The 14,942-nt window shown below is 66.7% G+C and carries 4 protein-coding genes; 1 reads left to right on the top strand and 3 read right to left on the bottom strand.

What is annotated here, in order from left to right; genetic code table 11:
* Nucleotides 1-19 precede the first annotated feature (19 nt).
* A complete protein-coding gene (locus PKB_RS14555) occupies nt 20-11,383 on the bottom strand; it encodes a VCBS domain-containing protein (protein WP_043252830.1) in 11,364 nt (3,787 codons plus the stop codon).
* Nucleotides 11,384-11,768: 385 nt separating this feature from the next.
* On the opposite strand from PKB_RS14555, the gene PKB_RS14550 reads away from it, so the two are divergent.
* Nucleotides 11,769-12,377 (top strand): ribonuclease T2 family protein, encoded by a 609-nt coding sequence (locus tag PKB_RS14550; RefSeq protein ID WP_052355448.1) that lies wholly within the window; start codon nt 11,769-11,771, stop codon nt 12,375-12,377.
* A 41-nt stretch (nt 12,378-12,418) separates the two neighbouring features.
* Here PKB_RS14550 and PKB_RS14545 read toward each other — a convergent pair whose 3' ends face one another.
* Together PKB_RS14545 and PKB_RS14540 are read right to left on the bottom strand one after the other, a co-directional pair.
* A complete protein-coding gene (locus tag PKB_RS14545) occupies nt 12,419-13,747 on the bottom strand; it encodes an OprD family porin (protein WP_043252829.1) in 1,329 nt (442 codons plus the stop codon).
* A gap of 538 nt (nt 13,748-14,285) precedes the next feature.
* The gene (locus PKB_RS14540; protein ID WP_043252827.1) at nt 14,286-14,753 is read right to left on the bottom strand and encodes a YbaK/EbsC family protein; all 468 of its coding nucleotides are present in this window, start codon (nt 14,751-14,753) and stop codon (nt 14,286-14,288) included.
* Between the last annotated feature and the right edge of the window lie 189 nt (nt 14,754-14,942).

The raw sequence follows: 14,942 nt of genomic DNA, 5'->3' as shown, positions 1-14,942 counted from the left end.
CTGCAGTGTCGGTCCGGTTTCATTGGGTGTTTCCCCGCCGCTTGGCAGCGTCGCGCAACTGGGCGCGGAAGCCACGGGCGGTCTGTGCAGGTTTTTCTGCACTGTTGACCATGTCGGAAGCACGCGGCGCCCATAGCGATGGATCGCTGAGCAGGCCGTCGCCGGTGAGGGCTAGGCGGTCGTGGTTGCCGCGGATCCAGGCCAGGTCGCGGTCGCTGTCGAGGCGGCTCTGGGCCACGGCGGCGCCGACGAACTCCTCGCGCTGCCCTTGCAGGCGCTCGCTGAAGGTCCGCGATTCGATCTCGGGGGTAGCGAAGAAGCGCGTGTCGCTGCCGTCGGCGCCCCAGGCCGAGATCATCACGTTGTCCTCCACGCGGCGGACCACCGGCTGGATGAAGATCGCCGGCTGCACGCCGAGATGCGCCGTGGTGTAGCCGTCGTCGTCGCCATCCTGCCCGAAGTAGGGCCCGCCGGGCGGTGCTATGTAGGGCGAGGCGATGTTCAGTGCGAGGGTCAGCTGCGCCTGGTCGGTGGCGCCGGCGCGGTCGGCGATGGTGTAGGTGAAGACGTCCTGCAGCACGCGGCCCAGGCCCGCGGCGGCGAGCACCTCGGGGTTGGTCTGGTCGATGGCGTAGGTGTAGCTGCCGTCGGCGTTGAGGGTGAGGAAGCCGTAGCGCCCGGCGAGCACCCGGCCGATGGTCCCGGCGGTGCCGCTGCCGTTCTCCGCGCCGGTACGCACGCCGACCACGGTCAGGGCGTCGCCGCCGTCGACATCGCTGTCGTTGGGCAGCACATTGCCGCTGGTTTGGGGCGCCGGGAACTGGTCGCTGGCAACGCCGCTGTCGTCGCGCGCCACCGGGTTGTCGTTGGTGCCCTGGATGGTCAGCGTGAGGTGCGCATCCGAGGTCGCCCCGGCTGTGTCGCGCATCCGGTAGGTGAAGATTTCGCGCAGCGTCTCGCCGGCGGTACGCAGGGCCTGCACCACGGGGTCGACGTTGTTCAGCGTGTAGAGGTAGCTGCCGTCGGCATTGATCACCAGGGTGCCGTAGCGTCCCTGCACGACGCTGCCGGCAGCGCCACTCTGGCCGGTCTCGCTGCTGAAGGTGACCACCGTGCGGGTCTCGCCATTGGCCACGCTGTCGACGTCGGTGTCGTTGCTCAGCACGTTACCGGTCGGGTTCACCCCCGGCGTGCCGTTGGCCACGCCGCCGGCTTCGACGGCGGTGGCGGCGTCGTCCTGGGCTATCGGGGTGTCGTTGGCGCCGTGGATGACGATCACCAGCTGGGTGTTGCCAGTAGCGTTCCAGATGTCGGCGACGGTGTAGGTGAACACGTCCGACAGGGTCTGGCCGGCCAGGCGCAGCGCCTCGACCGCCGGGTTGGCGTTGTCCACCTGGTAGCTCCAGGTGCCGTCGGCATTCAGCGTCAGGGTGCCGTACAGGCCCTTGAGCGGAGTGCCGACGGTGCCGTTGGGCGGCACGCTGGTATCGGTGCCGGTGCGTATCTGGGTGACCGTGAGGGTGTTGTTTTCCAGGTCGGTGTCGTTGCTCAGGACGTTGCCGCTGGGGTTGGTCCCTGGCGTGGCGTTGTGCAGGCCGCCGGCCTCGGTGGCGTCGGCGCTGTCGGGGTTGGCCACGGGCGGTGAGTTGAGGCCGAAGACGACGACGCGGATTTGCGCCAGGTCGACCAGGTTGCCGCCGTCGCGCACTTCGTAGGTGAAGTAGTCGTCGAGGGTCTGCAGCAGGCCGAGCGACTGGACCGTCGGGTTGTTGTTGTCGACGTGGTAGGTGTAGGTACCGTCGGCGCCGATGATCAGCTGGCCGTAGAGGCCGTCGATGAGGGTGCCGTTGCTCTTGTCGGTGCCGGCATTCCCCGCCGTCAGTGCGCCGCCGGCGACTTCCTGGCCGGCGCGGATGCCGCTGACGTTCTTGCTGTCGTTGGCGTCGACGTCGGTGTCGTTGGTCAGCACCTGGCCGTTGGGGTCGAAGCCAGAGGAGATGCCCGGCTTGGAGGCCAGCGCCAGGGACAGGTCGTCGTTGGCCACCGGGGCGTCGTAGGCACCCTGGATGGTGACGCGCATGAGGCCGATGTCGGTGGCGCCCTCGCGGTCGGCGACCACGTAGGTGAAGAACTCCGTCAGGGTCTCGCCGGCCTTGAGCGCTTCGACCGCGGCCAGCTGGTTGTTCAGCGTGTAGGCGAACTTGCCGTCCCTGCCGATGGTGAGTACGCCGTACTGCCCGTTCATGACTGTGACGCCCAGGCCGGTAACGGGGGTGAATGCGGTACCGACGCTGCGGTCTCCGAAGCGCACGCCGCTGACCAGGCGGGTTTCCTGGAAGGCGTCGACGTCGGTGGCGAAGCGCAGCACGTCGTCGCTGGGCGTGGTGCCGGGAATGTTGTTGTGGGTGCCGCCGGCCTCCACGGCGATGACAGCGATGGAACCGGCATGCGGCGCGTCGTTGCGGCCGTGGATGGTGATGGTCAGGGTCGCCGTGGCGGTGGCGCCAGCGAGATCGCGGATGGTGTAGGTGAAAACTTCCTGCAGGGTGTCGGAGTCGACACGCAGTGCTTCTACCAGCGGGTTCGAGTTGTCGACGATGTAGCTGTAGGTGCCATTGGCATTGAGTGTCAGGGTGCCGTAGGCGCCGACGAGGGCGCTGCCCACGGTGCCCAGTTGCGCACCCTGGCGAATACCACTCACGGTCAGCACGTCGCCGGCGTCCACGTCGGAGTCGTTGCTCAGCACGTTGCCGGTCGGATTGACGCCTGGCGTGCCGTTGTTCACTCCGCCGGCCTCGACTGCGCTGGCGGCGTCGTTCACGGCCACCGGGGTGTCGTTGGCGCCGGTGATGGTGATGCGCAGCGTGGCCTGGTCGGTGGCCAGGGCGGTGTCGATCACGGTGTAGGTGAAGGTGTCGACCAGTTGGTCGGCACTGGTGCGCAGTGCCTGTACGGCGGCATTGCTGTTGTCGAGCCGGTAGCGATAGGTCCCATCGGCATTGAGCGTCAGCCAGCCGTAGGTGCCGCGCAGTTCGACGCCCAGGGTGCCGGCGGTGCCCGTGCCGGCCTCGGCGCCGGTACGCACGGCGCTGACCGTGGTGGTTTCGCCATTGGCTACGGCGTCGACGTCGCTGTCGTTGGTCAGCACGTTGCCGGTCGGATCGACGCCGGGCTGGTTGTTGTTGATGCCACCGGCCTCGACGGCGGTGGCGCCGTCGTCGACGGCCACCGGGTTGTCGTTCTGCCCGTGGATGACGATGAACAGGAAGGCCGGGTCGGAGAAGCCGCCCTTGCCGTCGGTGAGCTTGTAGCTGAAGCCGTCGATCAGGCGGTCGGCGGCGGTGCGCAGGCCCTGGACGGTGGGGTCGGCATTGTTCAGGACGTAGCTGTAGGTGCCGTCGGAATTGATGGTCAGGGTTCCGTACAGGCCGACCAGCACCGTCGGGCTGCCGACGATGACATTCGTGTCCGGGGTCGCGCCGGTGCCGACGGACGCCACGGAGATCGGGTCGCCGTCCGGGTCGAAGGCGTTCTGGGTCACGTCGCCGGCGGGGTCGACGCCCGGCAGCTGGTTGTTCACGCCGCCTTTTTCCACGGCGGTGCCGACCACGATCTGCGCCACTGGCGGGTCGTTGACCCCCTTGATGGTGATGACCAGCTGGGCGCGGTCGGTGAGCCCTTCGGTGTCGGTGATCTCGTAGGTGTAGATCACCTGCAGGGTCTGCCCCGCGCCGAGGGCCTGGATTTTCGCGTTGGTGCTGTTGACGTCGAACTGGAAGGAACCGTCGGCGCCGATCGTCAGGGTGCCGAAGGCGGCCGGGTCGGTGATCTGCGTGCCGTTCTGTTCGGCGTAGGTGGCGAGGATCACGGTGCCATTGGCCGAGGTGGTGCCGGCAGCCACGCCGGTCATGCCCGGGGTGGAGGCCTCGGTGGCCGAGCTGATGCCGGTGACGTGCAGGTTGGTGTTGGGCCGGTCGACGCGGTCGACGTCGTTGTCCACCCCGTTGTCGGTGTTGCCCGGTCGGCTGGGGAAGAGGATGACGTTGCCGCTGGGGTTGCTTTCCAGTGTCGGGTCGTTGGTCGCGGCAGCCTGGGCCGCCGCCTGGTCGTCGCTGGCCACCGGGTTGTCGTAGGCGCCGTTGATGGTGATGCGCAGCTCGGCGAGGTCGCTGAGGCCGCCGGCGTCGGTCACCCGGTAGGTGAAGTACTCGAACAGCTGGTCGCCGACCACGAGGCGCTGCACGGCGGTGTTTTCGTTGTCGATGACGTACGTGTAGGTGCCGTTGGCGTTGATGGTCAGGGTGCCGTAGGTGCCGACTACCACCACCGGCGCGGCAGTGGTGACGTCGGTGATGCCGCCGGGGGCGATCTCGCGCAGGTGACGGATGCCGGTGACGGCCTTGGTCTCGCCGTTGGCCACGCTGTCGACGTCGGTGTCGTTGTCCAGCACGTTGCCGGTGGCGTCGCTGCCGGGGGTGCCGTTGAGCACGCCGCCGGCTTCGGTGGCGCTGCCTTCGTCGTTGACGCCGATGGGGGTGTCGTTGGCGCCGTGGATGGTGATGGTGATGCTCGTGGTGCTGGTGGCGCCGGCGAGGTCGCTGATGGTGTAGGTGAAGACTTCGGTCAGCGTCTGGTTGAACAGGCGCAGGGCCTGCACCGCCGGGTCGTCGTTATTGACGGTGTAGGTCGCGCCGCCGGCGCTGGAGATGACCAGGGTGCCGTGGGCTCCGACGACGAGGATGGCGTTGTTGTTCGGTACGCTGAACTGGGTGCCGCCCTGCAGGCCCGCGCTGATGACCCGGAGGATGTCGTTGTTGGTGGCGATGTCGACGTCCGTGTCGTTGGTCAGCACGTTGCCGCTAGGGTCGGTGCCGGGCGTCGTGTTGAGCCGTCCGCCAGCCTCGGTGGCGCTGGCCGTGTCCGGGTTGGCGATCGGGGCGTCGTTTACCGGGTCGACGATGATCTGCACCGAGTCGGTGTCGCTGAGCGCGTCGCCGGGGTTCTCGCCGGGGATGCCGTTGTTGTTGGCATCGCCGAAGTTGCCCTGGTCGTTGGTGACCATGGTCAGGGTCTCGGAGTCGCGGAAGCTGTTGTAGTCCTGGTCGCCCTTGTAATAGACCTGCCCGAGCAACAGGTTCAGCTGCGCCAGGGTGCCGGTGAGGGTCAAGGTGCGCCCGGCGCCGCCGGGCGGCGTGGCGTCGGAGGCCGGCGGAGTGGCCGTCTGCCAGAGCACGCCGTGGACCACTGTGAGGGTGATGGTCAGGGTGCCGTTGCCGGCGTCCGAATCGGCGATCGCAAGGCCGCCCAGGTGCAGCACGGTATCTTCCTGGCCGTGCTGGCCGGCAATCGTGTTCACCGGCGCTTCGTTCTGATGGACATAGCCGGCGTCGGCGGTGCCGATGGCGCCTTCGCCCAGGAGCACGTTGACGCTGCCCAGGCCCGTGACGCTGGTGCCGGTATCGGTGTCGATGCGCACCTTGTAGCGGTCGTTGGCGGCCAACTGGAACGATTGCGGCACCACGATCAGGAAGTTGCCGGCCGGCAGCAGGGCGAACTGGTAGTGGCCGCTGGCGTCGGTGACGGTGCTGAAGACGCGGTCGTCGCCGTTGCCGAAGATGCCGTCGGCACCGGCCCAGGTCAGCTGCACGGTCTGCCCGGCGAGGCCGGGGCCATCAGGGGTGACGCTGTTGGTCGCCGAGGCGGTGTCGTTCCACAACGTGCCTTGCACGATGCCCAGGCCCGCGCCGTCGCTGAGCACGTAGTTGTTCAGGCCGGCGGCGCCGTCCTGGCCGGTGCGCTCACCGTCGACGCTGCCGGCGGTGCCGGGAATAGAACCGCCCCAGCCGGCGTTCTCGAAGCTGGTCGGCAGGCTGGTCCAGGTAAGCACCGCGGAACTTGCCGGGTTATCGGCGATCACCGCATTGGGCACCGTGACGGTGTAGATCACCTGCACCTTGTCGCCGACCGCCAGGCTGTCGAAGTCGACCGAGATGGCGCCGTTGGCGGTGAAGCGAATGCCAGCGGGCAGGCTGGCCAGGTTCAGCGCCGTGCCGTTGAGCAGGATGCTCTGCACCTGGTAGTTGCTGCCGCTGGGGAACTGGTCCTGCAGGTGCACGTTGTAGGCGGGCACGCCGCCGTTCTGGGTGAAGCTCACCGAGACGGTGGTGGTCGTGGTGCCGCTGCCGGGCGAGATGTCGATGACCTGCTTGTCGACCCCGGCAAAGCCGGGTTCCACCACCCGCTCGAATATCGTGCCGCTGGCGCCGCGATCGACGCCGCCGTTGATGCCGACGTGCTCGATGGCGCTGACCCCGATCAGGGTGCCGCCGTTGGGCGCGCCCTGGTTCCCGGCCACGTTGGTGACGCGGGCGTTGAACTCCAGCACAACGCCTTCGATGTCGTTGTCGGTGGTTTCGTTGTTGGTCAGGTTGCCGAGGTTGAAGGTGATGGTCTGGCTGCCATCGGCGTTGGTGACGATGCTGAGGCGGCCGTTATTGATGTCCCACACACCGGTCGGCTTGGTGCCTGAGAGGTCGGTATGGATCGAGCCCGCCACATCGCTGTTCTGGTTGCCGAGCATGTTCAGCGCGCCGCTGCTGATCAGGTTCGTGGCATCGGTGGTCAAGCCGCCGTTGGCGCTGGAAAGCAGGGCGATGAGGATGTTGTTGAGCGAACCGGGAATGAACTCCAGGCCAGGGCCGAGCTCGATGCGGATCTGGTAGTCGGGGTTGCTGCCGGTGGGCACCAGCACCGCCACGCGGTAGCGGACGATCTCGCCGACCACCACGTTTTCCACGGTGCCCGAGGTACTCGGGTTGCCATTGACGTCGGTGGCTGGCGCGGTGGCGTCGACACCGCCGATGCGTGAGATGCGGATGCCGTTGGTGACCGGAATGAGCAAGCCGTTGATGGCGCGGTAGTCGTTGAGCACGCCGCTGTTGAGCGGGCCGTCGACACCGGTGCGCTCATCGTTGACGGTATCGGGCGTGCTGCTGGTGCCGTCGAGGCTGGTCCACTGCACCTGCGCGGTGTTGCTGATGGCGGCCTCGCCGGCGGCCGCGGCGTTCACCACGCCGGAGAGGTGGATGACGATCTTGCCCCCGTTTGCGATATCGACGTTCGCCCCGTTCGCGGTCACCAGTTGGCCACCCTGGATAACGAAGTCGACGCCGCCGTTGTTGGTCGCGCCACCGCTGTAGGTGACACCGGTGATGGTCAGGCCATCGATTTCCGTCGGCAGGTTGTCCAGCAGGCTGAGGTCGAAACCAGCGGTGCCGGAGGTGTTGCTGATGGTGATGTCCCAGGTGATGGTGTCGCCTTCGTCGTAACCGCCGAAGCTGCCGGTGGAGGTGATGGTCTGGGTCACCTGCAGGGTTGGCTCGCGGACGGTGACGGTCGGCGCGCCGCCGCTGAGGTTGACCTGGCGATTCACCGGTGTGGCGCCATTGGGCGTGTCGCCGTCGGGGTCCTGGTAGCTCAGGTTGGCGCTGTTCTGCAGCGACTTGTTCTCCTGGTTGCCGATGACGTTGCTGACCACAAGGCGCACGCGGATGACGAAGCTGTTGTTGCCGGTGTTGTTGTCGGCGCTGGTGGTGAAGGCGCTGAAGGTGAAATGCGCGTCTACGCCATCGGCGCCGAGGGTGCCGCCCACGCCGCCGATGCCGCTGATGACGATGTTGCCGGCAAAATCGCTGCCGAGGCTGCCGCCGCTGGCCGCCGAGGTGAGGATCAGCTGGTAGCCGAGGCCGCCGTTGAAACGGGTGTCCAGGCGCAGGCCCGGCGGAATCAGGTCGTCGAGGGTGAGGTTGCGGGTGGTGCCTTCGGGCAGCTTGACGACTATGTCGTAGAGCATGCTTTCGCCGACCACCAGGTTGCTGCCGGTGGTGTGCGGCGCGCTGGAGTCGCCATCGTCCAGGGTGCCGCCGGCGAACACCTTGGTGATCACCGGGGCGGCCACCTGCTCGTTGGCGGTTTCGGTGAGGTCGGTCGGGGTGAAGTCGGTGCCGCCCTCGACGCTCGCGTAGTTGCTCAGCGTGGCGGTGGTCTGCAGGGTGCTGCTGGCATCGATCGTGGCGTTGACCGTGACGTCGTAGGTGATGACGACGATGTTCTGCCCGGTGCTGTCGGCGGTGGTGCCGGCGCGCCCCGGCAGCAGGCTGGCCACGGCGCCGGCATCGAGGAAGGTGATGGTGTTGCCGCTGACGCTGTAGTCGGTGCCGAGCACCAGCAGGGTGCCGTCGCCGCGATAGATCTTCAGGTTGGCCGCGGCCAGGCTGCCGCCGACGAAGCTCAGGTTCGGCGGCAGGGCGATGCTGGTGACCACGTCGTAGGCGCCGCCGCCACCGGTGTTCTCGATGGCGGTGGCCAGGCGCAGCGTGTCGCCGGCATCGATGTTGCTGACGTCGCCGTTCACCGCCGCGAGGTCGGTGATTCTTCCGGTGAAGGGTACGCCGCCGCTGCCCGGTGCGGCCCAGGTGCCGGTGGTGCCAGTGACCGTGCCGTTGCTGCTGGAAACCACGCCGTGCTTGATGTCGAGCTCCGGCTCGGCAACCGAGACGATCTGCGCGACATCGGAGCTGACCAGCACTGTCTTGTCGATGGTGGTGGTCTGGCTGGATTGCGCGAGGACATCCAGCGAGCGCTGGTCGGCGAAGGGCGTGTCGCCGACGCGCAGGGTGAAGACCACCTCGATGCGCCCGCCGGCGGTCTGGTTGACCGTGTAGTTGCCGAAGGTGAAGACCGCCGAGTTGCCCGGGCCGCTGGTGACCGTGACGGCGCGGGCCGGGTCGCTGTCGCCGCTGCCGAAGTGCCACTGGCCAACGCCGTTGCCGGTGGTCCAGGTGACACCGCTGACGTTCAGCAGCGGCAGCGGCAGGTAGGCGGTGAGGCTGAAGTTCTCGTAGTCGCCGGTGACCAGGTCGTAGGACAGGCGGAAGGTCACCAGGTCGCCGGGATTCAGCTCACCATCGGCCGGCGGATTGCCGCCGTTGACCTGCAGCAGGGTGATGTCGACCTGGCTGGTGGGAATGGTGCTGGTGGTGGTCGAACCGTCGCTCTGGTCGCTGCCCTGGTTGATCGCATCGAGCAGCACGGTGGCGGTGACGGTGGCGTTGTTGCCGAGGCTGTCGCCTTCGTTGATCTCGCTGTGCGGCGGATGGTTGCTGGCGTAAGCCTGGCCGATCACCGCGTTGTAACTGATCACCGCCGTGGTGGCCGCGGTTTGTGCAGTCTCGAAGGCCAGGTCGCCGAACAGCGCGCCGAACAGACCGTTGTTCCGCAGCAGGGACTCGCCGATGTCGATGACCAGGATGGTGGTCCCGTCGGCGTTCACGGTGGTGGTGTAGATCAGGTTGATGGTCGCGCTGGTGCCGTTCTGGCTGATGGTCATGGTCAGCGGACCGCTCAGGCTCTGGCCATCGGCCAGGGTGTCGGTGATGCGGAACTGGCCTTCGTCGAGCAGGTTCTGGCCGAAGGCGAAATAGTCCGACAGCGCCACATTGAGCGTGTAGCGCAGGGTGTCGCCCGGGCTCAGCCCGGCGCTGCCGACGTCGTTCTGGATGACGGCCTGCTTCTGCAGGGTGATGGCCTTGGCGACGAATGAGCCGCCGGCGCCGTCGCCGGTGCTGCTGAAGTCGATCTCGGTGGCCGGTGGCGTCACATCGCGCGGGTCCAGCGGCGTCCACTGGCCGGTGGCGGTCGGCGCTCCGAAGTCGATGGTCACCGGGTTGCCGGTATTGGGGTCGATCACGGCCTCGCCGTCTGCACCCACTTCGGGAACGTAGAAGCTCACCGTGGAGTTGGTCGGCCCGCTGAGCGTGTCGTAGGTGATGCTGTAGGAGGTGATGAAGATGCTGTCGCTGGCGATGGCTGCCGCAATGGCCGTGGGGCTGGTCAGCACCGAGCCGTCGCGCAGGGTGATGGAGGTGATGGTGCCGCCGGCACCGGGTGTGATGGCGGTAACCTGCACGTCACCGGGCACGCTTTGGGTGACCACCACGTTGTGCAGCGTCTGGCCGGTGGCCGGCGTCACAGTGACGGTCTGCTGATGGACGAAATTGGGGCCGGTGGCCGTCTCGCCCTCGGTCATGTTGATGCTCTGGGTCAGGTCCACCAGGGTCGGGTGGATCACCAGCGGGTGCAGGGTGGCCTCCACCAGGCTGGGGTCGACCGTGGGGTTGTTCAGCGAGTCGTTGCCGAATTCGAAGCCGCCGCGGGCCTTGATCGTCAGGTCCGGGTTGCCGTCGGTGAGGCTGGTGTCGGCCAGGTTGCTCAGGTGCGCGGTCACCTGCAGGGTGATGGCCGGCTGGCCATTGGTAAGGCTGGCGAAGGGCAGCTCCAGCACCACGAACTGGTCGCCTGGTTTCATGCCGATGCTGGCGGCGGTGATCACCAGCGGGTTGCCGCTGGCGTCCCTGGCGAGCGGGTGGGTGGCGTTGCCGTTGGCGTCGAAGGTGACAACGAAGGATTTCACCGCCTGCCCGAGGTAGGTGGCGCCGACGAAAGTGATGCCATCGTCGCCGTCCTTGCCGGTGGCCGGGAGGAACAGGTCGATGTAGGGGCCGTAGCCGACCTGGGTGGACGGGTTGCTCAGGGTGACGTTGAAGGTGAGCTGGTCGCCGATCAGCACGTTGTTGTCGGCCGTGCTGATGCTCACGGTGGGCGAGGCGTCGGCCAGCAGGCCCTGGAAGTGGTCGAGGGTGCTGGCGGAGAGGGCGATGCTCTTGTCGATGGCGCCCTTGTGCACCTCCAGGTTCCAGTCGCCGCCTGCCATAGCGCTGCCGGTAGCGTTGCTGGAGGCGCCGACATCGGCGCCGGTCCATTGCGCCATGCGATCGACCAGCGCCTGGCCGGCCGCGCCGGCGCCCACGTCGCAGCCGTACAGCTGGATGTCTGCACCGCTGTTCAATTCGTTGTGCCAACTGCCCAGGGTGCTGCCGAACGAGTCCAGGGTGGCCGAGGTATAGGTGCGGTTGCCGAGGGTGAACTGGCCGCTGGCGCCGTGGGAGAAGATCTGGATCGAGTCCACCTTGCCCAGCTGTGCCAGTGCCGCGCTGATGGCGGCCAGGGCGTCCTGCCCGGCATCCACCACAAGGGTCGTGACGTTGGCGCCGAGGTTGGCGGTCAGCTGGTCGCGGTTCTCCAGGCGGGCATCGACTACCACCAGCGTGCGCGACGGCGTGGCTGGCGCCTTGGCGGCGGCCTGGGCGTCAGGGGTGCTGGCCGGATGGCTGGCGTCGCCCTGCGCATCGCTGTCGGCGTGGTGCTGCTGGTCGGCCGCGGCACTGGCGGCAGCGCCGTCGAAGAGGATGCGGGGTTCGAGGGCGAGGGCCTGGCCGCGGGGACGGAAAAGGGAGGCAGAGCGGGGCTTGTTCGGCAAATCCATAGCGATACCCACATCAGAAAACGGGACTTTAGAACGGTGCCCGTACTTCCTAACGCGAGCATTCCTGGCCCTGAGCCTAGACAGGGGATAGGAATTTTTCTGCTTTCTTACAGAAAATTCTTAGAGAAATTTCGATCTGATCTATGCCTGGACCTTACTGCTGGTCATGGGCACAAAACGACCTTTCGGTCGGAACTTGAGCGACTTGGCGCTGATTGGCATGAACTGTGCCGGCTACCTCCATGCACGGAGGCTGTCGGTCGATCTGTCAGACGAGCGTGAAGCGGGGCTCTATAAATACCGTGGACTGTATTCAACCTGATGAGGGAGGTCGGCCGTGGGCAGGTTCATCACCTGCCTGCTCAGCCTGGTTCTCGTCCTGGCAATGGCCGGGGATGTCCAGGCCCGAAGCAGGCAAAACCAGCCGCAAGGGCGAGCCGGTGTATTCGACTACTACGTTCTTACCCTGTCCTGGTCGCCGACTTTCTGCCTGACCAACCCGCAGAACGAGCAATGCGACGGCAAGGGCTATGGCTTCGTGCTGCATGGCCTGTGGCCGCAATACGCCAGCGGTGGGTGGCCGCAATATTGCGAGTCCGATACCAGGCTATCGGCCAGCGATCGCGCGAAGGGGAAGTCGCTGTTCCCGACCGAGGGTCTGCTCAAGCATGAATGGGCGACCCACGGCACCTGCAGCGGGCTGGGCGCGCCAGGCTATCTCGATGCCGCCGACCAGGCGCTTGGCCGGGTGAAGGTGCCGGCGATTTTCGAGCCCTCGCGGGAGCCGCATTACCTGCCGGCCGCCGAGATCGCCGAGCTCTTTCGGCGGAGCAATCCCGGTCTGCCGGAAGATGGCATCGCGGTCTCGTGCAGCGGACCCGAGCTCAAGGAAGTGCGTGTGTGCCTGACCAAGGACCTGCAGCCGACTTCCTGCGGGAAGGGCGTGCGCTCGAACTGCCGCTCGGGGCAGATCAGGGTGCCGGGGATTCGCTAGCGCAAGGCACTGCCCCGGCCGAGGCCGGGGCAGTGGGGTGGTCAGAGGATGGAGATCGGGTAGTCGACGATCAGGCGGAACTCGTTGTTGTCGCCTTCGGCCTGGTCGGCGTTGCCGCGGTGGATGGCCTCGCGCAGGCGGAAGGACATGTCCTTGACCGGCCCGCTCTGCACCACGTACTTGGCTTCCAGGTTGGTCTCGTGGTGGCTGCCGTCGTCGCCGTAGCCGTAGGCGCGGTAGGGGCTGTCCGCCGACATCTTCGAGCCGTCGATGCCGTGGCCGTTGACGTAGCGCGCCATGAAGCTCAGGCCGGGCACGCCGTAGCTGCTCATGTTGAGGTCGTAGCGCAGCTGCCAGGACTTCTCTTCCGGGCCGTTGAAGTCGGAGTACTGCACGGAGTTGGCGAGGAAGATCGAGTCGGCGGTGTCGCCCGGGCCGTTCTGGCCGAAGGCCACGTAGTCGAACGGGGTGTCGCCGTGGACCTTCTGGTAGGCCAGGGTGACGGTGTGCGCCGTGAGGAAGCTGTAGGCGGTGGCGAACGACCAGGTGGTGTTGTCGATCTCGCCGGCCTTGGCGCTGCCGTCGTCGAGGGTGCGGTAGAGGTTGAAGTCGAAGTTCAGCGACTGGTCGCCGGTCAGCGGCAGGGTGTAGTTGGCGTTGGTGTAGTACTGGCGCCAGATGTCCTCGAGCTTGGAGGCGTACAGCGACAGGCTGAGGGCGTCGTTCACCGCGTACTTGCCGCCCAGGTAGTCGATGCTGCTGGCCTCGACGTTGGCGTAGGAAGCGAACAGGCCATGGTTGCCGTTGGTGGTCACCGGGCCGTTGCCGCCGGTGAAGTGCCCGGCGTCCAGGTCCAGGCCCTGGATCTCGCTGCTCAGCACGTTGAAGCCGGTGGCTGTCTGCGGGAACAGTCGAGTACCGCCGGCGGCGAAGACTGGCGCGGTGGGCTGCAGGTCGCCCCAGCGCAGCTCGGTCTTCGACACGCGCAACTTGAGGGCGCCGCCGGCGCGGCCGTATTCGCTTTCCGGCGAGCCGTCGTCGCGCACCGGCAGGTTGCCGGTGCCGGAGGTGCCAGCACCACCGTCCAGGCGGATGCCCCAGTTGCCGAAGGCTTCCACGCCGAAGCCCACGGTGCCCTGGGTGAAACCGGAGCTGTAGATGGCGGTGACGCCCTGGGTCCAGTCCTTGCGGTCGCCGCCGCCGTTCTTGCCGTCACGGTTGAAGTAGTAGTTGCGCAGCAGCAGGTCGAGCTTGCTGTCCTCGACGAAACCCTTGGCCTGGGCCTGGTCGCCGACGGCATCAGCCAGGGCGAACTGCAACGGCGCACCGGCGATAAATAACCCCAATAGCGAAAGTCTGAATGCAGACATGGTCTACCCCTTTGTTTGAATTGTCATGGCAGGTCGAAAGTGGGAAAGGGCGATATATGTTGTCGTGAGTGGATATATCGGCTCCCGAAAAAGAGCGCGAAACAGATATCAGCCGAGTTGTGCCGTCTCAAAGCGAACGCGTCGATAGTCACTATCGAGACGATTCATGCGGGGCGCCGGAAGGGGCGGGATAGACTGGCGGCGATGAGGTCAAGGTTTCCGGTGCTGCGCCAAGGCGCGGTACCTGTGGCTGCTCCGCTTCATCGATCCTTTGGTACGTATTCGGCCGCTCCTCACCGGGCGGCCGTTTTTTATTTGGAACTTCGGTACAGCAAATGGCCTGTCGTTAATCAAGAGAATTGGCTGCCTTTTAAATAAGGCGGGATGCTCGAGAGTTACTTTTGCCTAATGCCGCAACAAGTAAGCGGCATAGGCAAAGTATTGTCTGAACAAAGTTCGATAAAGGCGCATCGCCGTAGAGAGTGCGACAGGGCATCGTTGCCGGTCGCTGTCGGCGATGCCGCAGTGACCGGCCGCCTCAGGCCAGGTCCTGGCAGACGTCCACCCAGTCCGCGTCGACCAGGCTGGCCATGCGCTCCGGGGCAATGCGCACGGCACTGTGCAGGGCTCCGGCTGCCGGCAGCACCTCGTCGAAGGCGCGCAGCGAGACGTCGCAGTAGACCGGCAGCGGCGTGGCCAGGCCGAAGGGGCAGACGCCGCCCACCGGGTGGCCTGTCAGCGCCGCGACATCCTCCGCGCCGAGCATCTTGGCCTTGCCGCCCAGGGCTTCCTTGAGCTTGCGGTTATCCAGCCGCGCGTCGCCGCGGGCCACCACCAGCACGGTGCGTTCGCCGACGCGCAGCGACAGCGTCTTGGCGATGCGCCCCGGTTCCACGCCGTGGGCCTCGGCGGCCAGGGCCACGGTGGCGGTGCTGGTGTCCAGTTCGATGATGGCGATGTCGGGTGCCTTCTCGGCGAAGAAGGCGCGGACCGATTCCAGGCTCATGCCAGGGCTCCTTGCGCTGTAAGAAGGAGGCCAATCTAGGCAGTGGGGCCGGCACCTGTCCAGCCGTCTCCCCGCGGTCGGCCGGCACCTTGCCAATGCTTCCTACCCGTCTATCGTTTTGCAGCCACTCGCTGCTGCGGTCGCTCCTGTCTGGCGACGAACGGTATCGCGGGATGTCGATTTCGCTGC

Source organism: Pseudomonas knackmussii B13 (genome assembly GCF_000689415.1).
GTDB classification, from domain to species: domain Bacteria; phylum Pseudomonadota; class Gammaproteobacteria; order Pseudomonadales; family Pseudomonadaceae; genus Pseudomonas; species Pseudomonas knackmussii.
Note: the sequence above shows the minus strand (reverse complement) of the source record. Positions and strands in the feature narration are given on the sequence as shown.